Origin of the sequence: Bacillus cihuensis (genome assembly GCF_000504145.1) — a bacterium.
In the GTDB taxonomy this organism is placed as follows: Bacteria; Bacillota; Bacilli; order Bacillales; family DSM-1321; genus Peribacillus; species Peribacillus huizhouensis.
In genome coordinates, this window is record NZ_AYSD01000010.1 from 1 (window position 1) to 23,531 (window position 23,531).

20 protein-coding genes and 1 riboswitch are annotated in these 23,531 nt (G+C 40.0%); of the genes, 19 read left to right on the forward strand and 1 reads right to left on the reverse strand.

The annotated features are described in order from the left end of the window. Positions 1-367 precede the first annotated feature (367 nt). The 13 genes from V179_RS0100010 to purD all read left to right on the forward strand — a co-directional run bounded on the left by V179_RS0100010 (position 368) and on the right by purD (position 14,111). The gene (locus V179_RS0100010; protein WP_051404770.1) at positions 368-604 is read left to right on the forward strand and encodes an NETI motif-containing protein; all 237 of its coding nucleotides are present in this window, start codon (positions 368-370) and stop codon (positions 602-604) included. A 76-nt stretch (positions 605-680) separates the two neighbouring features. Next, positions 681-783: riboswitch (purine riboswitch) on the forward strand. 139 nt (positions 784-922) lie between these two features. Beyond that, entirely contained in the window at positions 923-1,411 is a 489-nt protein-coding gene (purE, locus tag V179_RS0100015; protein ID WP_028389698.1) for a 5-(carboxyamino)imidazole ribonucleotide mutase, read from the forward strand. Next, positions 1,395-2,528, forward strand: a complete 1,134-nt coding sequence (gene purK / locus V179_RS0100020; RefSeq protein ID WP_028389699.1) for a 5-(carboxyamino)imidazole ribonucleotide synthase — start codon at positions 1,395-1,397, stop codon at positions 2,526-2,528. The genes purE and purK overlap by 17 nt, the downstream gene beginning before the upstream one ends. Positions 2,529-2,551: 23 nt before the next feature. Next, positions 2,552-3,844: an adenylosuccinate lyase gene (gene purB, locus V179_RS0100025; RefSeq protein WP_028389700.1), complete on the forward strand. Its 1,293-nt coding sequence runs from the start codon at positions 2,552-2,554 to the stop codon at positions 3,842-3,844. Between the two features lie 87 nt (positions 3,845-3,931). After that, positions 3,932-4,657, forward strand: coding sequence for a phosphoribosylaminoimidazolesuccinocarboxamide synthase (purC, locus tag V179_RS0100030; RefSeq protein WP_028389701.1), 726 nt, complete (start codon positions 3,932-3,934; stop codon positions 4,655-4,657). Next, a complete protein-coding gene (gene purS / locus V179_RS0100035) occupies positions 4,645-4,899 on the forward strand; it encodes a phosphoribosylformylglycinamidine synthase subunit PurS (RefSeq protein ID WP_028389702.1) in 255 nt (84 codons plus the stop codon). The genes purC and purS overlap by 13 nt, the downstream gene beginning before the upstream one ends. Further along, positions 4,896-5,582: a phosphoribosylformylglycinamidine synthase subunit PurQ gene (gene purQ / locus V179_RS0100040; protein ID WP_028389703.1), complete on the forward strand. Its 687-nt coding sequence runs from the start codon at positions 4,896-4,898 to the stop codon at positions 5,580-5,582. Before purS ends, purQ begins: the two co-directional genes overlap by 4 nt. Next, positions 5,566-7,788, forward strand: coding sequence for a phosphoribosylformylglycinamidine synthase subunit PurL (gene purL, locus V179_RS0100045; RefSeq protein ID WP_028389704.1), 2,223 nt, complete (start codon positions 5,566-5,568; stop codon positions 7,786-7,788). The genes purQ and purL overlap by 17 nt, the downstream gene beginning before the upstream one ends. Further along, a complete protein-coding gene (gene purF, locus V179_RS0100050) occupies positions 7,773-9,179 on the forward strand; it encodes an amidophosphoribosyltransferase (protein ID WP_028389705.1) in 1,407 nt (468 codons plus the stop codon). Before purL ends, purF begins: the two co-directional genes overlap by 16 nt. A gap of 25 nt (positions 9,180-9,204) precedes the next feature. After that, positions 9,205-10,239, forward strand: coding sequence for a phosphoribosylformylglycinamidine cyclo-ligase (purM, locus tag V179_RS0100055; RefSeq protein ID WP_028389706.1), 1,035 nt, complete (start codon positions 9,205-9,207; stop codon positions 10,237-10,239). Then, positions 10,236-10,823 (forward strand): phosphoribosylglycinamide formyltransferase, encoded by a 588-nt coding sequence (gene purN / locus V179_RS0100060; protein WP_028389707.1) that lies wholly within the window; start codon positions 10,236-10,238, stop codon positions 10,821-10,823. Before purM ends, purN begins: the two co-directional genes overlap by 4 nt. Positions 10,824-11,092: 269 nt before the next feature. Next, the gene (purH, locus tag V179_RS0100065) at positions 11,093-12,628 is read left to right on the forward strand and encodes a bifunctional phosphoribosylaminoimidazolecarboxamide formyltransferase/IMP cyclohydrolase (RefSeq protein WP_028389708.1); all 1,536 of its coding nucleotides are present in this window, start codon (positions 11,093-11,095) and stop codon (positions 12,626-12,628) included. 214 nt (positions 12,629-12,842) lie between these two features. After that, the gene (purD, locus tag V179_RS0100070) at positions 12,843-14,111 is read left to right on the forward strand and encodes a phosphoribosylamine--glycine ligase (RefSeq protein ID WP_028389709.1); all 1,269 of its coding nucleotides are present in this window, start codon (positions 12,843-12,845) and stop codon (positions 14,109-14,111) included. A gap of 138 nt (positions 14,112-14,249) precedes the next feature. Here purD and V179_RS29465 read toward each other — a convergent pair whose 3' ends face one another. After that, positions 14,250-14,561 (reverse strand): YgaP-like transmembrane domain, encoded by a 312-nt coding sequence (locus tag V179_RS29465; protein ID WP_084552146.1) that lies wholly within the window; start codon positions 14,559-14,561, stop codon positions 14,250-14,252. 173 nt (positions 14,562-14,734) lie between these two features. Here V179_RS29465 and V179_RS0100080 point away from each other — a divergent pair, with 173 nt between their 5' ends. From V179_RS0100080 to ligA, 6 genes are all read left to right on the forward strand, one after another. Further along, positions 14,735-16,477 (forward strand): adenine deaminase C-terminal domain-containing protein, encoded by a 1,743-nt coding sequence (locus V179_RS0100080; protein WP_028389710.1) that lies wholly within the window; start codon positions 14,735-14,737, stop codon positions 16,475-16,477. A gap of 59 nt (positions 16,478-16,536) precedes the next feature. Next, the gene (locus tag V179_RS0100085) at positions 16,537-17,610 is read left to right on the forward strand and encodes a DUF3048 domain-containing protein (RefSeq protein ID WP_028389711.1); all 1,074 of its coding nucleotides are present in this window, start codon (positions 16,537-16,539) and stop codon (positions 17,608-17,610) included. A gap of 11 nt (positions 17,611-17,621) precedes the next feature. Further along, positions 17,622-17,927 carry a YerC/YecD family TrpR-related protein gene (locus tag V179_RS0100090; protein ID WP_028389712.1) on the forward strand — a complete coding sequence of 102 codons (306 nt, stop codon included), beginning with the start codon at positions 17,622-17,624 and terminating at the stop codon, positions 17,925-17,927. A gap of 599 nt (positions 17,928-18,526) precedes the next feature. Beyond that, on the forward strand, positions 18,527-19,210 hold the full coding sequence (gene pcrB, locus V179_RS0100095; protein ID WP_028389713.1) for a heptaprenylglyceryl phosphate synthase: 684 nt from the start codon (positions 18,527-18,529) through the stop codon (positions 19,208-19,210). Positions 19,211-19,278: 68 nt separating this feature from the next. Beyond that, positions 19,279-21,504, forward strand: coding sequence for a DNA helicase PcrA (gene pcrA, locus V179_RS0100100; RefSeq protein WP_028389714.1), 2,226 nt, complete (start codon positions 19,279-19,281; stop codon positions 21,502-21,504). Between the two features lie 17 nt (positions 21,505-21,521). Further along, the gene (ligA, locus tag V179_RS0100105; RefSeq protein WP_028389715.1) at positions 21,522-23,528 is read left to right on the forward strand and encodes an NAD-dependent DNA ligase LigA; all 2,007 of its coding nucleotides are present in this window, start codon (positions 21,522-21,524) and stop codon (positions 23,526-23,528) included. The last annotated feature ends 3 nt before the right edge of the window (positions 23,529-23,531 follow it).

Here is a 23,531-nt window from a genome sequence, read left to right on the forward strand (position 1 = left end):
AGAGTAGGACGCCGCCAAGCAATTCAAGAGACCAGCTAATTTTAGCTGGTCTTTTTTGCTGTTTAGAAATTTTATTTATCACGCATTAACGGCTAGTAACACCTCCCTAGTTGAAGTTTCACCTTGTGTGAATTCATGGAGCACTTAATTTGATGTCCGCATCTAATGTAAATGTAAAGATCCGACCTCATGAGTTACTTTTGGACATTCTTAGGCTTTAGAATTAGCTGACGGTTAATATATTCAGGATGGGATATTATATAAAGATTACCAGAATAAAATTTAGGGTCTTACGAAATAACGCGACAGTTAATAAATTTTCATGAAAAGTGACTTTTTGGTATAGTTTAGAAAAGGAAATCAAAAAATGAAAAGAAAAATTCTTTTTGAAAGGAACGGTTTTGTGAATAAAAAAAAGAAGGAAGTTTTTGAAGTGGAAGAAGGAGAAAGCATTGATGCTTGTCTGGATCGAATTAAATCGGCAGGTTATTCCCCTATCAAAAGGATAGAAAAACCGATTTTTGCCGAAGAAAAGGAAAAAGGAGAGACCGTTTATAAGCCTGTCTCTCGAAAAATTGTCTTTGAAGCGTTGTTAAACGAGTAAAACACGAACATTATGTAATCATTTTTTTATAATATTCGATTTTAAACTTGACGTAAGATGTATCGATTGTTAAGATGATAGTGAACTTAATATCTCTCATATAATCCTTGGGAATATGGCCCAAAAGTTTCTACCCAATAACCGTAAATTATTGGACTATGAGAGAAAGTGATTCCTTTATTCAGGATATGTATGTCCTTTGGTAAGAAAGGGCTAATCATCCCGGGCAGGTTCCTTTCTCTTGTATGTAGAAAAGGACTGCCCGGTTTTTCATTTCATATATAATATAGCTTCTAATAAAAGTTTGGGGGGAAGACAGTGAAAGCACAGGTTGGTGTAATAATGGGAAGTGTTTCTGATTGGGAGACGATGAAACATGCTTGTGAAGCGTTAGATCAAATAAATATTCCATATGAGAAACGGGTAGTTTCTGCACATCGAACACCAGACTTATTGTTTGATTACGCAGAGAGTGCACGAGAAAGAGGCATTAAAGTCATTATAGCTGGAGCTGGCGGAGCTGCTCATTTACCTGGTATGACAGCAGCCAAAACGACATTGCCTGTTATTGGAGTGCCCGTACAAACGAAGGCATTAAACGGAATGGATTCACTGCTTTCTATCGTACAGATGCCTGGGGGGGTACCAGTCGCTACAGTAGCTATTGGAAAAGCTGGAGCTGTTAATGCTGGCCTGTTGGCTGCTCAAATTCTCGGTAGCAGTGATACTGGAATTGCAGACAAATTAGAAGCCATTCGAAATGAAACAAAGGAAAAGGTGCTAAGTAGCAGTGAACAGCTTAAATAAAGTAATTTTACCAGGACAAACAATCGGGATTATTGGTGGCGGCCAGTTGGGAAGAATGATGGCTTTATCTGCAAAGGCAATGGGGTTTCGTATTGCAGTTTTGGATCCGACAAAAGATTGTCCATGTGGGCAAGTTGCGGATATTGAAATAAATGGTGCTTATGATGATTTAGATTCGATAAAAAAACTTTCAGAAGTGAGCGATGTTATCACTTATGAATTCGAGAATGTGAGTTTTGAAGCTTTAGCGTGGTTGAAAGAGAATAGTTATCTGCCGCAAGGAGCGGAACTGTTAAAAATTACTCAGGACCGCGTAACAGAGAAAGCGGCGATTTCCAAAGCAGGTGTCCCTGTAGCTCCATATGGTATCGCAGAGACCTTGAACGATGTTTATGATACAATCGACAATTTGGGCTACCCATGTGTGTTAAAAACTGCGCGTGGAGGCTATGATGGTAAAGGGCAGCTTGTTTTACGTGAAGAGTCCGATCTAGCTTTTGTTGGCAACCTTTTAGAAAATGGGATTTGTGTAGTAGAGAAATGGATTCCTTTTGCAAAAGAAATATCTGTAATTATCACTAGAAAATCAAATGGTGAGATTGAGCATTTCCCTGTTGCGGAAAATATTCATCAAGAGAATATTTTGCACAAAAGCATTGTTCCAGCAAGAATAAGTGAGAAAGCTTCACAAAGAGCGTTGCAGTTGGCTTTACAGCTGGCTGAAAACATGAACCTTGTAGGTACGCTTGCGGTTGAGATGTTTTTAACTGATGAGGATGAGATTATAGTAAACGAGTTGGCACCAAGACCTCATAATTCTGGTCATTATACGATGGAAGCGTGCCAAACTTCGCAATTTGAGCAACATATCCGAGCTGTCTGCAACTGGCCATTAGGTAAGACAGATTTGTTAAAGCCTGTCGTGATGGTAAATATACTTGGCGAACATTTAGAAGATGTCCTTCATGCAATCCCAGAGTTAGCAGATTGGAAGATTCATCTATACGGAAAAAGTGAAGCTAGTCCGAAACGGAAAATGGGTCATGTAAATGTTTTGCGAAACTCAGTTGAGCAAGCGTTGGATGAGATTAAACAAAGTGGAATTTGGAATAAGTAACAAGCCGAAACGGAGGCAATGCGATGATTGAACGTTATACACGCCCAGAAATGGGAGCGGTTTGGACGGAAGAAAACCGATTTAAAGCATGGCTTGAAGTAGAGATACTTGCTTGTGAAGCATGGTCAGAACTGGGTGCCATACCTAAAGAAGATGTTGCACTACTTCGGGAAAATGCGTCTTTTGATATTAATCGCATTAAAGAAATAGAAGAAGAAACGCGTCATGATGTCGTTGCTTTTACGAGAGCGGTTTCAGAAACGTTAGGTGAAGAAAGGAAATGGGTTCATTACGGATTGACATCAACCGATGTTGTTGATACTGCTCTTTCTTATATCCTGAAACAAGCAAACGAAATAATACTAGCTGACTTAGAGCGATTTGTCGATATTTTGAAAAATAAAGCGCAGGAAAATAAATATACGGTCATGATGGGACGTACACATGGGGTGCATGCAGAGCCGACAACATTTGGCTTGAAATTAGCGTTATGGCATGAAGAAATGAAGCGTAACTTAGAGCGTTTTAAAGAAGCGGTAAAAGGCATTGAGGTAGGAAAAATGTCGGGAGCAGTTGGTACATTTGCTAATATCGATCCTTTTGTTGAAAAATACGTTTGTGAAAAATTAGGGCTTGAAGCAGCACCGATTTCTACACAAACGCTGCAAAGGGACCGTCATGCTCATTATCTAAGTATCATTGCATTGATTGCGACAAGCATTGAAAAATTTGCAGTTGAGATTCGCGGATTGCAAAAAAGCGAAACACGTGAAGTGGAAGAATTTTTTGCAAAAGGACAAAAGGGCTCATCTGCTATGCCGCATAAACGGAACCCGATTGGCTCTGAGAACATGACCGGACTTGCACGTGTCATTCGTGGATATATGATGACCGCGTATGAGAATGTTCCATTATGGCATGAGCGTGATATCTCCCATTCATCGGCGGAAAGAATCATTCTACCTGATGCAACGATTGCATTGAATTATATGTTAAATCGATTTGGGAATATTGTGAAAAATTTAACGGTATACCCGGAAAATATGAAGCGCAATATGGATCGTACGCTTGGTTTGATTTATTCACAGCGTGTATTGCTTACATTAATTGATAAAGGTCTTGTACGTGAAGAAGCATATGATACGGTTCAGCCAAAAGCGATGGAGGCATGGGAGAAACAAGTTCCATTCCGTAGTTTGCTTGAACAAGATGACAAAATTACAAGCTTGCTGACAAAAGAAGAATTAGATGATTGCTTCGATTATCATCACCATTTGAAGCAAGTTGATATGATTTTTGATCGTTTAGGTCTGTAAATAGGAACGCTGCCGGTTATTTACTGGCAGCAAATCCTAAGTGTATCTTAAAAATTGCCAATATTCTTTATTATGGGGGCCTCATAGATGGAAAAGCGAGAATTGCTTTATGAAGGAAAGGCTAAGAGAATTTATGCAACAGAGAATTCAGAAGTTGTCTGGGTAGAATATAAAGATTCACTGACGGCCTTCAATGGTGAAAAGAAAGCAGAAATCGCCGGTAAGGGTGTGCTGAATAATGGAATTACTAGTTTGCTATTTTTAAAGCTTCAAGAAGCTGGTATCCCTTCTCACTTTATCAAGCAAATTTCCGAAACAGAGCAACTTGTAAAAAGGGTTTCCATTATTCCCCTTGAAGTTGTCGTACGAAATGTAGTAGCAGGAAACTTATCTAAACGCCTTGGATTGCCTGAAGGACAGCCGTTAAAGCAGGCACTCATCGAATTTTATTACAAAGATGATATGCTCGGTGATCCATTGTTAACAGAGGACCATATTAAAGAATTGATGCTAGCGTCTGAAGAGGAAGTTCAGATTTTGAAACAAAAAGCTTTAGATGTGAATGCAATTTTATCAAGCTTTTTTAATGAAATAGGAGTTCGTTTAATTGATTTTAAACTAGAATTTGGCAAGTTTGCAGATGGTGAAATTGTGTTAGCGGATGAAATATCTCCAGATACGTGCCGATTATGGGACGGAAAAACGGAAGAAAAGCTCGATAAGGATGTATTCCGCCGCGATTTAGGAAATGTAGTGGAAGCCTATGAAAAAATCTATTCAAAACTCGGAGGTCTAAAAGCATGTATAAAGTAAAGGTATATATCACGTTAAGAGAAAGTGTCTTAGATCCACAAGGAACAGCGGTTAAATCTTCTTTACACAGCATGTCTTACGATACGGTGTCAGATGTGAGAATTGGTAAATACATGGAATTGACAATTGAAAAAAATAATCAGGATATTGATGCTCTAGTAAAAGAAATGTGCGAGCGTCTGTTAGCAAATACGGTTATTGAAGATTACCGTTATGAAATCGAGGAGGTTGTCTCGCTGTGAAATTTGCTGTAATTGTGTTTCCAGGCTCCAACGGTGATATTGATATGTTCCATGCAATTAAGGATGAATTGGGTGAAGAGGTAGAATATGTGCCCCATACAGCAGACAGCCTAGCTGGTTTTGATGGCATCTTATTGCCTGGAGGATTTTCATATGGCGATTACCTTCGTACTGGCGCCATAGCTCGTTTTTCTAACGTGATGGGTGAAGTGGTTAAAGCGGCGAACGAAGGAGTGCCTGTATTAGGTGTATGCAACGGATTTCAAATCTTACTCGAAGCAGGGCTACTGCCAGGTGCGATGAGAAGAAATCGGGAGTTAGCGTTTATTTGTAAACCAGCTCAGCTAGTAGTTGAGAATAATAAAACAATGTTTACGAGTGGCTATGAAATAGGTGAAACTATTACAATTCCAATCGCCCATGGTGAAGGGAATTACTATTGCGATGAAGAAACTATGAAACTTTTAAAGCAAAACAATCAGATTGTATTTACGTATGACGGTGAAAATCCGAATGGCAGTCTTGAAGGGATTGCAGGAATCACGAATGAAAATGGAAATGTTTTGGGAATGATGCCACATCCCGAGCGCGCAGTTGATAAATTACTTGGAAGTGCAGATGGATTAAAATTATTTCAATCAATCGTAAGAAATTGGAGGGAAAACCATGTCGTTAATGCTTGAACCAAGCCCGGAAAAAATTAGATCACAGCGTGTGTATGCAGAGATGGGTCTTTCGGATGAAGAATTTGCGATGGTAGAAAACATCCTGGGCCGTACGCCGAATTATACAGAAACCGGTTTATTTTCAGTAATGTGGTCAGAGCACTGTTCGTATAAAAATTCCAAGCCCGTTTTAAAAAAGTTCCCGGTAACTGGGGAAAAAGTCCTTCAAGGACCTGGTGAAGGTGCGGGGATTGTTGATATTGGAGACGGTCAGGCGGTTGTTTTTAAAATTGAAAGCCATAATCACCCTTCTGCGATTGAGCCTTATCAAGGAGCGGCAACAGGTGTCGGCGGCATCATTCGCGACGTATTTTCAATGGGTGCCCGTCCAATTGCGATTCTGAATTCACTTCGTTTCGGTGAGTTGGATAATGCACGTGTCAAATATTTATTTAAAGAAGTCGTTGCAGGTATTGCTGGATATGGGAATTGTATCGGTATCCCAACAGTTGGTGGCGAGATTCAATTCGATCCTTCTTACGAGGGAAATCCGCTTGTAAATGCCATGTGTGTTGGTTTGATTAACCATGAAGATATTCAAAAAGGGCAAGCGCGCGGAGTCGGCAATACGGTCATGTATGTAGGGGCGAAAACTGGACGTGATGGGATTCATGGGGCGACGTTTGCTTCTGAAGAATTGACTGAATCATCTGATGAAAATCGTCCTGCTGTACAAGTGGGCGATCCGTTTATGGAAAAGCTGCTTCTTGAAGCATGTCTTGAATTAATCCATAATGATGCCCTTGTCGGGATTCAGGATATGGGAGCGGCAGGACTTACAAGTTCTTCGGCAGAGATGGCCTCTAAAGCTGGTTCAGGGATTGAGATGAACCTTGATCTTGTGCCACAACGTGAAACTGGGATGACTGCGTATGAAATGATGCTGTCAGAATCACAAGAGCGGATGCTGATTGTCGTTAAAAAAGGACGCGAACAGGAAATTACAGATTTATTTTCTAAATATGATTTGGAAGCAGTTGCTGTAGGTGTGGTAACGGAAGAGAAATATCTAAAGCTTACTCATAAAGGCAATGTTGTAGCGAATGTTCCTGTTGATGCATTAGCAGAGGATGCTCCTGTGTACCATAAGCCATCAAGCGAACCTCAATTGTACAGAGATTTTCAAGCAATGAAAATTGAAGTTCCAAATGTTGTTGATTTTAAAGAAACCCTTATCAATCTATTGTCTCAACCGACAATTGCAAGTAAAGAGTGGGTCTACAATCAATATGATTATATGGTACGAACAAGTACCGTTGTAGCTCCAGGTTCAGATGCTGCAGTCGTTCGAATTCGTGAGACGAATAAAGCACTTGCGATGACGACGGATTGTAATTCTCGTTACCTTTATTTAGATCCAGAAGTAGGCGGGAAAATTGCCGTTGCTGAAGCGGCACGTAATATCGTCTGTTCCGGAGCAGAACCGTTAGCGGTTACCGATAACTTGAACTTTGGGAATCCTGAAAGGCCGGAGATTTTCTGGCAAATTGAGAAAGCTGCAGACGGAATAAGTGAAGCGTGTCGACAATTAAGCACACCAGTTATTGGCGGAAATGTGTCTCTTTACAATGAAACAAATGGTGAAGCCATTTATCCAACACCTGTTATAGGAATGGTGGGACTTGTACATGACCTTTCCCATATCACTACCCAAGAATTTAAAAATTCTGGGGACCTAATCTATGTGATTGGTGAGACGAAAGAAGAATTTGGTGGTAGCGAATTGCAAAAAATGATTGAAGGAAAAATCTATGGTCAATCGCCGTCCATTGATTTAGAAATAGAACAACAACGTCAAAAGCAGCTTTTACTTGCAATCCAAAGTGGGTATGTTGCTTCTGCACATGATGTTGCAGAAGGCGGATTAGCGGTCGCTCTTTCTGAGGCTCTCTTTGGAACCGAAAATTTAGGAGCACGTGTAATTGTTGAAAATGAGGCCATTACGGAGTTATTTAGCGAAACACAGTCCCGATTTGTAGTATCCGTATCTCCTGAGAATCGCGAAGCATTTGAAAGAATGGTTCAAGATAGTTATTGCATTGGTGAAGTAAACAATAATGGAGTATTGACAATTTCCCACAAGCAGGACGGTCTAGTGATAGACGCTAGCGTTCAAGAATTAGAAGCTGCTTGGAGAGGGGCGATCCCATGCTTGCTGAATTAAAGGGATTAAATGAAGAATGTGGTTTGTTTGGCATTTGGGGACACCCAGATGCTGCACAAATCACCTATTATGGTTTGCATAGTCTGCAGCACCGTGGTCAAGAAGGTACAGGAATGGTTCTGGCTAAGGATGGAAAGTTGACAGGGATGAAGGGTGAAGGATTGGTCACGGAAGTGTTTACCGCTGAGAAAATGAAGAATTTATCCGGAAATGCTGCAATCGGCCATGTTCGATATACAACGGCAGGCGGAGGCGGTTATGAAAACGTCCAACCATTTTTATTCAATTTCCAAAGTGAAGCCATGGCACTTGCCCACAACGGCAACATTGTGAATGCAAGTCAATTGAAGGCACAGCTTGAAGCGCAAGGAAGCATCTTTCATAGTACATCTGATACAGAGGTATTAGCACATTTGATTCGTAAAGGCGGTTTTTCAGATTTGAAAAGCCGTGTTACGAACGGATTAAGCTCGTTAAAAGGGGCTTATGCTTTCTTGATTATGACAGAAACAGAAATGCTCGTTGCTCTAGACCCGAACGGACTTAGACCCTTATCTCTAGGTATCTTGGGCGGTGCTTATGTTATAGCATCTGAAACATGTGCATTTGATATTGTCGGTGCGGAATTTATCCGTGATATTGAACCTGGAGAGCTCCTTGTCATTAATGATGACGGGATTAAAAGCGAACGTTTCGTCATGTCTTCACAGCGTGCAATGTGTACGATGGAATATATTTATTTTTCCCGTCCAGACAGCAATATCGATGGAATTAATGTTCATACAGCAAGGAAAAACCTTGGTAAACAGCTAGCAGTAGAAAAATTAATTGAAGCAGATGTCGTAACAGGTGTTCCAGATTCAGGGAACTCCGTTGCCATAGGTTATGCAGAGGCAAGTGGCATTCCTTATGAAATGGGGCTAATTAAAAATAGATATGTAGGTCGTACTTTTATTCAGCCCTCTCAATCTCTAAGAGAACAGGGTGTGAGAATGAAGCTCTCTGCAGTACGCGGTGTTGTGGATGGAAAAAGGGTTGTTATGGTTGATGATTCCATTGTACGAGGTACGACATGTAAGCGGATTGTCACGATGCTGAAGGAAGCTGGTGCTAAGGAAGTACATGTACTAATCAGTTCTCCTCCGATTAAGAACCCTTGTTTTTATGGGATTGATACATCAAGTCGTGAAGAATTAATCGCCTCTGAAAATTCAGTTGAAGAAATTCGGGAGATCATCGGAGCAGATTCGCTTACATTCTTAAGTGTTGAGGGAATGGTTGAAGCGATTGGAAGACCGTTTGAAGGCGAGAGTCGAGGACAATGTCTCGCGTGCTTTACTGGGAATTATCCGACAGAAATATATGCTAATGAGCAGTCAGCGACTGTATAAAGTTGAATGAAGGAGGATGATGACCATGTCGAATGCGTATAAAGCGGCGGGAGTCGATATTGAAGCTGGTTATGAAGCGGTATCACGCATGAAAAAGCATGTTCAGAAAACGATGCGTCCAGGAGTGTTGAGTGGGCTTGGTGGTTTTGGCGGCATGTTTGATTTATCACAATTGAACTTACGGGAGCCTGTCCTTGTTTCAGGAACGGATGGAGTGGGAACGAAGTTATTGCTTGCCATGATGATGAATAAGCATGACAGCATTGGGATTGATTGTGTGGCTATGTGTGTGAACGATATCGTGGTTCAAGGAGCTGAGCCACTTTACTTTTTAGACTATATTGCTTGTGGAAAAGCAGAGCCTGAGAAAATTGAAAGCATTGTAAAAGGGATTGCAGAAGGCTGTGAGCAAGCAGGTTGTGCATTAATCGGTGGTGAGACTGCTGAAATGCCTGGTATGTACAGTGAGGAAGAATATGATTTAGCTGGCTTTACAGTGGGAGCATGTGAAAAGACGAAACTGATTACAGGTCAGAAAATCAACCAAGGTGATTGTCTTATCGGATTAGCGTCAAGCGGTATCCATAGTAATGGCTATTCGCTTGTACGTAAAGTTCTATTAGAAGACGCTGAAATGGACGTAAATGAATTTATTCCTGAGCTTGGCTGTTTACTAGGAGAAGAGCTTTTAAAGCCTACTAAAATTTATGTGAAGCCAATTTTAGCGGCGTTGAGTGAGTTTGAAATTAAAGGGATGGCTCATATAACTGGCGGTGGATTTATTGAGAATTTACCAAGAATGATGCCTGAAAATTTAGGAATCGAGATAAAGTCAGGATCTTGGGAGATTCCGGCGATATTCACTCTTATTGAAGAAAAAGGAAACATTAGTCGTGAGGATATGTACAATATTTTCAATATGGGTGTCGGAATGGCTCTTGTGGTGAAGCAGGAAGAGGCGTCAGAGCTTCTAGCCTTTTTTGAAAAACACGGTGAAGTGGCGTATCAAATTGGTACGGTCATCAGTCAACCTGGTGTAAGTATTACGGGTGAATCATGAAAAAAATAGCGGTATTTGCATCGGGAAACGGAAGTAACTTTCAATCAATCGTGGATGCGGTTAAGGCTGGTACGCTCGCAGCGGACATCCGTTTACTTGTCTGTGATAAAGAATCCGCATTTGTTTTAGAAAGAGCCAAAAAAGAGAAGATTGAAAGTTTTTGCTTTTCTCCAAAGTCTTTTCATGACAAAGAAGCATTTGAACTGGAAATCGTGAAACAACTTAAATCTAAGGCTGTTGAATTTATTGTCTTAGCAGGATATATGCGATTGATTGGACCGACACTTTTACAGGAATATCCTGAAGCAATCGTAAATATCCATCCATCTTTATTGCCAGCTTTTCCTGGTAAAGATGCAATTGGTCAAGCGTTCGATGCTGGTGTAAAGGTAACTGGCCTTTCAATTCATTATGTGGATGCAGGAATGGATACAGGTCCTATTATTGCCCAAAAAGAAATTGAGGTCCTTGCAAATGATACGAGAGATCGTTTACAAGAACGAATTCAAAAAGCAGAGCATACCACCTATCCAGAGGTGCTTCAACAGCTGTTTATGCAGGAGAAATTGATCTCTGCTCATTAATTTGAAAGTATAACAGGATTGTTGAGTAAAGAATTTCTATAAGATACACGTGGTCATTTGAGGGTGTCTTAAAAGCAAAGAGGCAGACTTCGCAACAACGAATGACAGTATAAGATACACTACATACTGATTGATAATTCGAGGTCAGACTCTTATCGGACACCCTTTAGATTCATGCGTGTTACCTTGGCTAATAAAGGGATGTTTAAAATCATCAATTTTTTGCAGTCAAGGATTGGTGACGGTTGTTCTTATAAGGAGGAGTAATTATGGCAAAACGTGCATTAATCAGTGTTTCAGATAAGACAGGTATCGTAGAATTTGCAATTGGTCTTAAAGAGGCGGGCTTTGAAATCATATCTACTGGGGGCACGAAAAAAACGCTTGTAGAAAATGGAATTGACGTAATAGGGGTTAGTGATGTAACAGATTTTCCTGAAATTTTGGATGGTAGGGTTAAAACGTTGCATCCAAATGTTCACGGCGGATTATTGGCAAGAAGGAATGATAATGCACATCAAGCTCAATTAGAAGAACATCATATTCAACCAATTGATCTCGTTTGTGTCAATTTGTATCCATTCCAAGAGACGATCGCGAAACCCGATGTGACTCCTGAAGATGCGATTGAGAATATTGATATTGGCGGTCCAACGATGCTCCGTTCAGCTGCTAAGAATCATGAATTTGTAACAGTTGTTGTGGACCCAACAGATTATGAAGCAGTGCTTAGCGAGCTTACTGAAAATGGAGATGTTTCGGCTGCAAAGAAACGAAAACTTGCTGCAAAAGTATTCCGCCATACAGCCTCCTATGATGCGGTAATATCTGAGTACATGACAAAGCTTGCAGAGGAAGAAAATCCTGAAAGTTTAACTCTCACTTATACGTTAAAACAATCACTCCGATATGGTGAAAATCCGCATCAACAAGCTGCATTTTATCAGAAGCCATTAGGTTCAACTTTTTCTGTTGCGTATGCACAACAATTGCACGGTAAAGAACTGTCATATAACAATATTAATGATGCTGATGCCGCATTACAGATCGTTAAAGAATTTGAAGAGCCAGCAGCTGTTGCTGTTAAGCATATGAATCCATGTGGAGTTGGGGTTGGCAATTCGGTTGCTGAAGCGTTTAAAAAAGCGTATGAAGCAGATTCTACGTCCATTTTTGGTGGTATTATCGCTTTAAATCGTGAAGTGGACCAAGAAACAGCTGAAATGCTTCGCGAAATTTTCCTTGAAATAATCATTGCTCCTCACTTTTCCGATAAAGCTCTCGAGATTTTAACTGAGAAAAAGAATATTCGTCTGTTAACAGTAGCTTTCGACGGCAAGCAAAAAACCGAACGAAAAACAACATCTATTCAAGGGGGATTACTTGTTCAAGATTTGGATACTTATGGCTTAGAACATGCATCCATAACAATCCCGACGAAACGCCAACCATCAGAAGATGAGTGGGCAGCAATGAAACTAGGCTGGAAAATCGTAAAACACGTGAAATCTAATGCAATTGTCGTTAGCGGTGAACAGATGACATACGGTATCGGTGCTGGACAGATGAACCGCGTGGGAGCAGCGCAGATTGCTTTAGAACAAGCTGGCGAAAAAGCAAAAGGTGCGGCTCTCGCTTCTGATGCATTTTTCCCAATGGATGACACTGTTGAAGCGGCGGCTATTGCTGGTATCACAGCTATCATTCAACCTGGTGGATCCGTCCGTGATGAAGACTCGATTAAAAAGGCAGATGAATACGGCATTACCATGGTGTTTACAGGTGTTCGCCACTTTAAACACTAAGTTTTTTGACGGGGCTTCGCAACTTACTAATATAGCAATCTACTTTGCAGATATACGTACTTTATTAAGAAGGTACTTCAAAAACTGGCTACGCACCGTGCTATTGATTAGGCAAGTATAGCGTGCTACATGTTGTAAATGGTGGCGTTCTAACGCCATATTCGTTTTGTATCAACTAGGTTAATAGTTTTTAATATTAGAAAGAGGTGATTCCATGAACGTGTTAGTTGTTGGCAAGGGTGGCCGTGAACATGCACTAGCAAAGAAACTATTTGAAAGCAAGCAGGTTCATAAAGTATTCGTAGCTCCAGGTAATCCAGGTATGGAGGATGTGGCAGAGCTCGTTCAAATCGATGAAAATAATCATAAGGAACTGATTGTGTTTGCTAAAGAACAGAATGTTACTTTAACTATTATTGGAGCCGAAACACCTTTGGTGAATGGAATTGTCGATGAATTTAAAGCAGCTGGCCTACAGGTATTCGGACCTGATAGATTAGCAGCAATCATTGAAGGTAGTAAAACCTTTGCAAAAGATTTAATGAAAAAATATGAAATTCCTACTGCTTCATATGAAACTTTTACAGATATCGAGTCAGCAAAAACATATTTATCTGAAATTGGTGTTCCAATTGTGATAAAAGCGGATGGACTTGCAGCTGGGAAAGGGGTAGTCGTTGCCCACACGATGGAAGAGGCACTGGAAGCATTACATGAAATGTTAGTTGATGAGAAATTCGGTGAAGCTTCTGCACAAGTTGTCATCGAGGAATTCCTAGAAGGTGAGGAATTTTCATTAATGGCATTTGTAAATGGAGAGAAAGTTTATCCAATGGTCATCGCTCAAGATCATAAGCGGGCTTATGATGGTGATGCCGGTCCGAATACAGGTGGAATGGGTGCATACTCGCCTGTTCCTCAAATTCCAGAAGACATGGTTGCTGCGGCGGTTGAACAAATTGTAAAGCCGGCAGCTTCTGCACTTGTTGCTGAGGGGCGTTCTTTCACGGGTGTTTTATATGCAGGGTTAATTGCTACGAATAAAGGCACAAAAGTGATTGAGTTTAATGCACGTTTCGGCGATCCAGAAACTCAAGTGGTCTTGCCAAGACTAAAGAATGATTTTGTTGAAACGCTTCTTGCTGTCTTAAACGGGAAGGACTACGAGCTTGAATGGGACGGTGAATCTGTAATCGGGGTTGTAGTCGCAGCAGCTGGTTACCCAGGTGAATATGTCAAAGGAGCACTGATCTCCGGTCTAGAGGAAATAAGTCAAGATGTTGATATTTATCACGCAGGTACATCGAAAAATGATAATGGTGAATTTATAACAAACGGTGGTCGAGTACTACTTGTTGCCGCAAAGGGAACGGATCTTCTAAGCGCACAGGCGAAGGTTTACAAAGAATTAGAAAAGATTCCTACCCAAGAATTATTCTGGAGAAAAGACATTGGTTATCGAGCCATCTTAGTGGCTAAATAAAGGGTATCCCAAAGAATTAGAACGTCATAAGGGTCGGACCTCGCACTCTAAATCAGTAGGTAGTGTTTTATACACGTATCTTATACTGGATTTAGTTGTTGCGGGGTTTGACCCTATCTGACCTTCATTGTACCTTTTTTAAGTTTCTGTATTGTCATTATCTGAAATAAGGTCATTCCCCATTCCCATTTGAGTCAATAAGGGCACTCCTTTTTTGATGATGCTATGTTCCCCACGTAATGTTCCTTGACATTTTTCATAGAGCGCAACAACAGGACAAAAACGAAGAATCCCTTCTCCGATTTTCATACTAGAAAACATAGCCACAACTAAATAGGATTCATTCCATGGTTTTCTTGACATTTTTGAAATCGACCATGCCAAGAGAGTAAATCCACAAGTGATTCTGAGTAACGCGTTTAGGATACTGATATTGGTTTTGTTATTCATACTAGACAAACACCTTTCATAAATTATTCACATTATTTAACAAAACTTTAATGTATTAACTCATTAAATATGTTAGGATTATAAAAAATGGGTGAATACTACTTATTTCTAATTCTTTACATGATTTTTTAACATAAATATAGTAGATAAATCTAAAATTGGGAGGGATCTTCTTGTTAGAGCAACGTTATCGATGGAAGAATAAACATTTGCGAGAGCATGTAGATGTACTTGACGGAAACAGAGCTCCACATATTCTTCTACAAAATGCAACGTATTTAAATCAGTCATTACGAAAGTGGATAAAAGCAAATATTTGGATTTATGATGATCGCATCGTCTATGTAGGGGAAAACCTTCCTGACAAATTAGACCATTGCGAAATTGTTGATTGCCAAGATAGCTTATTGGTTCCCGGCTATATCGAGCCCCATTCGCATCCATTTCAATTATATAATCCCCAGACATTAGCTCGTTATGCGTCGTATTTTGGAACAACGACTTTGATTAATGATAATTTGATGCTGTTTTTGCAATTAGAAAAAAAGAAAGCGTTTTCTTTATTGAAAGAATTGCGAAATATCCCTTCGAGTATGTACTGGTGGTGTAGGTTTGACGGGCAAACTGAACTGCGTAATGAAGAAACGATTTTTACTCATGGTGATGTAAAAGCATGGCTAGAACATGATGCTGTTCTACAAGGGGGCGAGCTGACAGCATGGCCAAGGCTGCTTGCTGGAGATGATATGATGCTTCATTGGATTCAAGAAGCAAAGCGGATGAGAAAACAAATAGAAGGCCATTTCCCTGGAGCGTCGGAAAAAACGCTAGCAAAAATGATGTTATTTGGCGCTGATTGCGATCATGAAGCGATGACAGGAAAAGAAGTATTGTCACGATTAATGCAAGGATACACGGTTTCTTTGAGAAATTCTTCAATCCGGCCAGACTTGGAGAATATATTGAAACAAATACACGAGCTTGGGATTGATCAATACGACAATTTCTTCTTTACGACGGATGGTTCACCGCCCTTGTTTTATGAAAGGGGTTTCATTGATGTTATGATTAAAATCGCAATTGAACAGGGTGTTCCGATTATAGATGCCTATAATATGGCGACAATTAATGTTGCCCGCTATTATAATATCGAGTACTTACATGGAAATATTGCAACAGGTAGAGTGGCCAATATTAATTTCCTTCGCAGTGAAACGGAACCGGCTCCTGTTTCTGTTCTAGCGAAAGGGAAATGGGTGAAACGTGACGGGGTGGAACTTGATGATTCATCCGTTATTCATTGGGCTGAATATGGTTTTGGGGAATTACAGTTGGATTGGGAATTAGATAGTAATGATTTAGAGTTTTCGATGCCTTTCGGTTTTGAAATGATCAATGATGTGATTACGAAACCATACTCGATTACATCAGATTACTCAGATGGAAATCTGTCATTTGAACATGATGAATGCTATTTTGTGATGATCGATCGTTGTGGAGAGTGGAGAATTAATACGATGGTCAAAGGCTTTGCCAATCAATTATGCGGGTTTGCAAGCACGTATTCGAATACGGGGGACATTGTCCTAATTGGAAAACGAAAAGAAGATATGCTTCTTGCTTTTCAGAGGATGAAGGAAATAGGCGGAGGAATTGTAATAGCTGAGCAAGGGGAAATCATTTTTGAAATGCGCTTAGCATTAAAAGGACTGATTTCTGAAAAATCAATGCCAGAGCTAATTAAAGAGGAAAAGGAATTGAAACAACTGCTTCAGGAAAGAGGATATGTTTTTTCTGATCCAATATACACATTGTTGTTTTTCTCGGCTACACATCTTCCGTACATCCGTGTAACCCCAACGGGCATGTATGATATAATGAATAAAACAGTTCTCTTTCCTACAATAATGCGTTAAAATGTAAAAGAAGACTTTTTTAAGAAATTATCCTGGAAACTGGTAGGGAGTGTACAGGAATGAAAAAAAGTTTACCGCTTATTCTGTTTGCTGTTATGTTATTAATGAGTGGATGTCTAAAAAAAGAAGCTAAGACCGATCGGCCGATCGATAATTCTTCAAGTGAAATTGTCGGGCAAGATGAAACGGCGGCTCAAGAACCAGCTGACAGTGATCAGTATACAAACTTATTCCCTTTAACAGGCATTGCAACGAACGATGATACCGAACATAGAGCAATTGCTGTAATGATTAATAATCACCCGAAAGCACGGCCGCAATCTGGCCTTTCAAAAGCAGATATTGTCTACGAAATGTATGCGGAAGCAGAAGTAACACGTTTCCTAGCAGTTTATCAAAGTGAAATGCCACAAGAGGTTGGACCGGTTCGCAGCGCTCGAGATTACTTTATTAAATTAGCAAAAGGGTTAGATTGTGTTTATGTATGTCACGGAAATAGCCCGGATGCTAAAGAAATGCTTGATCAGGGATATATTGACCATTTGAATGGTTTACAGTATGATGGAACGCTTTTCAAACGTTCGAGTGAGCGGAAGGCACCTCATAATTCCTATATTACTTTTGAGAACATCGAATTAGGTTCCCAGCAAAATTCATATGATTTGACAGAAAAGCCTAAACCCTTTACATTTTTGGAGAAATCCGAAATGGAGCATTTGCAAGGTGAACCTGCTTCTTCAGTGCAGATTTCTTATGGATCATCCTTATTTGATGTCGAATTTTCGTATGATGAACAATCAGAGACGTACTCCAGATATTCTAATAATCAACAAACGATTGAATACAAAGATGAAACGCCAATTAAGATAGACAATATTTTTATTATCGAAGCTCCTCATAAAGTCATAGATCGTGTTGGAAGGCGCGATATTGATTTAAAAGTGGGTGGAAAGGCGTATTTACTGCAAAAAGGTAAATGGAATGAAATTCAATGGGAAAATAGTGAAGGTCGAATTATTCCAATGGAAAATGGAAAAGAAGTTGGTTTGGTACCAGGCAAAACATGGGTGAATGTTTTGCCGGATAAGCCTGGAATTAGCCAGCTTGTCCAACTTGGTGTTCAAGAAAACTAGGGGGCAAAACTATGCAAATTGATAAATTAAGGGGAAAAGGTCTTGATCAGCTTTTCGAAGCTATACTTTCTCTAAAAGATCTCGAAGAATGCTATCGATTCTTTGACGATTTATGTACAGTCAATGAAATACAATCTCTTTCACAACGTCTTGAAGTAGCGCGCATGCTCCAAGAAGGTAAAACGTATCATCGAATTGAAACCGATACGGGTGCTAGTACAGCGACGATATCGCGTGTGAAACGATGCTTAAATTATGGGAATGATGCTTATACTATGGCATTGGATCGAATTAAGAAAGAGTCTGTAGAAGAATAAGCAAATCAGTCGATCATTCAGTAGTATTTTTTTAGGAAGAGTCGGGGGAGAGATTCCCTGGCTTTTTTATTTTTTTCAGAGTATAACCATAACGATCTATCTTTTATCCCGTATTAACGGGCAGTAACACCCCCAGCTTATGCTTTGCTTTGCGGACTATAACGGAATGTGATGGCGTCTATGTTACACACAGGACGTGAGCATTCTTAGTAGGCTTTCCTTAAAGCAGTCTTCTCGCCTTTTAGTAAAATCACGATTGGTGAGATACAGTAAAACTTACGGCTGTTATCTTAGCGACAGAAAACGGGATTAACAATCAGTAAGGGTTGAAGAAAACACCCACTGATTGAGGTTTCACTTTATAATGAATTTTGGTGTATCCTAGGGCACAATTGGTTATGCTGTCTTAGCGTGTCTAACATAGGGAATCCGGTTTGAAACTATAGATTCAATTAGATACCGGCGTGTGCTCAATTTTGACTAAAAAAATCATACCTGCTTGAATTGGTTAGCTATTATGTTGTTTCTTATAAAACTTTTTTTATCAAAAATCTTAATGCTATAATGGGGCTATGAGAAATTTTAATGGAGGATATAAGATGTACGATTTTCGTAAGTGGAAGCATGTGTTTAAGCTAGATCCTAATAAAGAGATAAATGATATAGATTTAGAAAGTATTTGTGAGTCGGGTACTGACGCTATTCTAATCGGGGGAACAGACGGTGTTACTCTTGAAAATGTGTTAGATTTGATGGCAAGAGTCAGACGATACACGGTTCCTTGTGTCCTTGAGGTGTCATCTGTTGAAACAGTTACCCCAGGATTTGATTTGTATTTCATCCCCAGTGTATTAAACAGCAAAGATTCAAAATGGATGATGCGATTACATCAACAGGCTGTAAAGGAATATGGTGAAATCATGGATTGGTCTGAAATGTTTGTGGAAGGGTACTGCATTGTAAATCCAGATTGTAAAGCAGCTAAACTGACGGATGCGGATACGAATCTTGATGAGGATGATATTGCTGCATATGCCATGATGGCAGAAAAAATGTTTCACCTGCCGATTTTCTATCTGGAATACAGTGGGATGTATGGCGATCCAAAAGTAGTGAAGAAGACAAAACAAAACTTAAAAGAGACTATTTTCTTCTATGGCGGTGGAATCGAAACAGCTGCTCAAGCAAAAGAAATGGCAGAGTTTGCTGATGTTGTTGTAGTTGGGAATATTATCTATGACAATCTAAAGGCAGCACTTGAGACAGTTACAGCTGTGAAATAGATGATTCTTTAAAATATAGTCAGGCTATAGTACAATAAAAGAACAAATGTTCGGAAGGTGGTGCTTTCATGCAATTTTTAGCAGAAAAATTAGTAAAAGGTTTAAATGATCAACAGCAAAAAGCAGTGAAGGCAACAGATGGGCCACTCCTCATCATGGCTGGAGCAGGAAGTGGTAAGACAAGGGTACTTACGCATCGAATTGCATATTTAATGGTAGAAAAGGAAGTTGCGCCGTGGAATATTTTGGCGATTACTTTCACGAATAAGGCAGCCCGTGAAATGAAAGAACGGATACGTGGCATCCTTGGCGGAGCATCAGATGAGATTTGGATCAGTACCTTCCACTCTATGTGTGTACGGATATTAAGACGTGATATCGATCGAATCGGTTATAATCGCAACTTTTCCATTTTAGACACAACCGATCAACAATCAGTTATTAAGCAAATCTTGAAAGACAAAAACCTCGATCCTAAGAAATATGATTATCGCGCGCTTTTAGGAACGATTAGTTCAGCAAAGAACGAACTCGTAACTCCTGAGGAATACCATAAAACAGCAGGTGACTTCTATACGAATGTTGCAGCAGATGTCTACACGGAATATCAGAAACGGCTTAGAAAGAACCAAGCACTCGATTTCGATGATTTAATTATGTTGACCATCACGTTATTTCAGCGTGTACCAGAAGTTCTTGAATATTATCAGCGGAAATTCCAGTATATTCACGTTGATGAGTATCAAGATACGAACCGAGCTCAATATATGCTCGTGAAACTTCTCGCTTCACGATTCCGAAATTTATGCGTTGTTGGGGATAGCGACCAATCCATCTATCGCTGGCGTGGTGCGGATATCGCCAACATTTTATCATTTGAAAAAGACTACCCAAACGCAACGATGATTTTTCTTGAACAGAATTATCGGTCAACAAAGAAAATTTTAGAGGCTGCAAATAAAGTAATTGATAATAACCGCAATCGGAAGCCGAAGAATCTTTGGACGGAAAATATGGATGGGAATAAAATTAGGTATTTCCGTGCTGACAGTGAACAAGGCGAAGCACAGTTTGTTGCTGGGAAGATTAACGAAATAGTTCGAGACAGTGCTAGAAAATTATCTGATATTGCAATCCTATATAGAACAAACGCCCAGTCACGGGTTATGGAGGAAGTTTTATTAAAATCCAACCTGCAGTATACCATTGTGGGAGGAATTAAGTTCTACGATCGTAAAGAAATTAAAGACATCCTTGCTTATTTACGATTGATTGCCAATCCAGATGACGATATCAGCTTACGTAGGGTCATTAATGTACCAAAACGTGGAATCGGGGCTACTTCACTTGATAAAGTTGCTGATTATGCGGCAATGACAGATGGTTCGATGTATCAAGCTCTCCAGGATATTGATATGATCGGCTTAAGTCCAAAAATCACTAAAGCAGCACGTGAATTCCGCGATTTAATTCATACCTATACGAATCAACAAGAATATTTGTCTGTTACCGAGCTTGTTGAAGAGGTGATTGAAAAAACAGGGTACCGTGAAATGCTTCAAGCAGAAAAATCAATTGAGTCACAAAGCCGCCTAGAAAATATCGATGAATTTTTATCTGTAACTAAATCGTTTGAACAAAGTAATGATGATAAATCCTTAGTTGGTTTTTTAACGGATCTTGCTCTAGTAGCGGATATTGATCAACTAGATGATACAGAGGAAGCTCAGGATTCAGTGACGCTAATGACATTGCACTCTGCAAAAGGGCTGGAATTTCCAGTTGTATTTTTACTAGGGCTTGAAGAAGGGGTATTCCCACATAGTCGTTCATTGATGGATGAAGAAGAAATGGAAGAAGAACGCAGGTTGGCTTATGTGGGCATTACACGTGCAGAATCAGAGTTATATTTAACAAATGCCCAAATGAGGACATTGTTTGGTCGTACGAATATGAATCCAGTTTCACGCTTTATTGCTGAAATTCCAGAAGAACTTGTAGAAGATATGAAACCAAAACCAAAAAAATCAGGTTTAAGTTCTTCCAAACCAATCCTATCAGGTGGTTCAAGACGTACACCTTCATTTGGTAAAGTTGTTGCTCAGCCGAACGCAACAGGTGGGGATGAAATAGGCTGGCAGGTTGGCGATAAGGCTGCCCATAAAAAATGGGGAACTGGAACGGTTGTTAGTGTGAAGGGTGAAGGTGAAGGCAAAGAATTAGACATTGCTTTCCCAAGTCCAACTGGGATTAAACGTCTACTTGCTAAGTTTGCACCTATTGAAAAAGTATAAGAGGAAGGGCTGGATATATGGATATGCAGCAAGCTGCAAGAAAAGTTACTGAATTACAAACGCTATTGAATCAATACGGCTATGAATATTATGTTTTAGATCAGCCGTCTGTCTCAGATGCGGAATACGATCAGCTTCTAAGAGAATTGATTGAATACGAAGCTCAATTTCCTGAATTGAGAACACCGGATTCACCGACACAGCGTGTGGGTGGTGCCGTACTCGAAATGTTCGAGAAGGTAGAACATACAAGTCCTATGCTAAGTCTTGGCAATGCATTTAATGAACAAGATTTACGGGATTTTGATCGAAGAGTACGACAGGCGGTTGGTGACTCGATTTCCTATGTATGCGAACTGAAAATCGACGGACTGGCGATTACGCTTCAATATGAGAACGGGTACTTTAGGCTTGGAGCTACGCGTGGTGATGGCACGATTGGGGAGGATATCACTGAAAACCTCAAGACCATTAAGTCCATCCCTTTAAAACTTAAAGAACCTTATACAATCGAAGTTCGCGGAGAAGCGTTTATGCCGAAGAAGTCATTCGAAACATTAAACAAGGTAAAGGAAGAACAAAATGAAGAGCCGTTTGCGAATCCACGCAACGCAGCAGCAGGCTCTCTTAGGCAGCTTGATCCGAAGCTTGCAGCTAAACGGAAGCTTGATATTTTTCTTTACGCGATTGCTAACGTAGAGAATTTGGGTGTTGAGACTCATAGTGAGGGCCTTGAATTACTGGATCGTCTTGGTTTTAAAACAAATCAAGAACGAAAAACGTGTACATCGATCGAAGAAGTATTAGAATATGTAGAGAGCTGGGTAGAGAAGCGTCCAAACTTGGCGTATGACATTGATGGCATTGTAATTAAGGTTAATTCACTGCAACAACAAGAAGAATTAGGAAGGACAGCGAAAAGCCCTCGTTGGTCAATCGCCTATAAATTTCCGGCAGAAGAAGTGAATACAAAGCTGATAGATATTGAACTTAGTGTAGGGCGGACAGGGGTGGTAACGCCCACTGCTATACTTGAACCAGTTAGAGTAGCTGGGACAACGGTTCAGCGAGCTAGTCTTCATAATGAAGATTTGATAAGGGAAAAAGATATCAAAATTGGCGATCAAGTTATCATCAAAAAAGCTGGAGATATCATCCCTGAAGTTGTCAATGTCTTAGTAGATCGACGTACAGGAGAAGAGATTGAATTTAGCATGCCAACCCATTGTCCTGAATGTGAAAGTGAGCTTGTCCGACTTGAAGAGGAAGTCGCTCTCCGTTGTATCAATCCAAAATGTCCGGCTCAGATTCGTGAAGGATTGATTCACTTTGTATCACGTAACGCAATGAATATTGACGGTCTTGGAGAAAAAGTAATCAGTCAGTTATTTAGTGAGGGACTCATACAAGATGTTGCCGATTTATATAAATTAACTCATGAGCAGTTGTTAGGCTTAGAGCGGATGGGTGAAAAGTCTGTCAATAATCTAATCACAGCAATTGAAGCCTCCAAAAGTAATTCACTAGAAAAATTATTATTTGGTTTGGGCATCCGTCATGTTGGGGCAAAGGCAGCGAAAACATTAGCACAAGAATTTATAACAATTGCTGCATTAAGTAGTGCAAGCCGTGAAGATTTAACAGCTATTAATGAAATTGGTGATAAGATGGCAGACTCGATTGTCGCTTATTTTGAACTTGAAGAAGTTCAAGCATTAATAATTGAATTGCAAAAAGCGGGAGTAAATCTCGAATATAAAGGTGCAAGACCTGTTGCAGTTCATGCAATTGATAGCTTTTTTGCTGGAAAAACCATTGTACTGACTGGAAAGCTTCATCAACTAACGCGGAGTGAGGCTCAGGGGAAATTAGAAGCCTTAGGTGCCAATGTTGCTGGAAGTGTCAGTAAGAAAACGGATTTAGTCGTTGCAGGAGAAGCTGCGGGTTCTAAGTTAACAAAAGCAGAGAGTTTAGGCATTGAAGTGTGGAGCGAGGAGAAATTAATCGAAGAACTAACTAAATAGAGG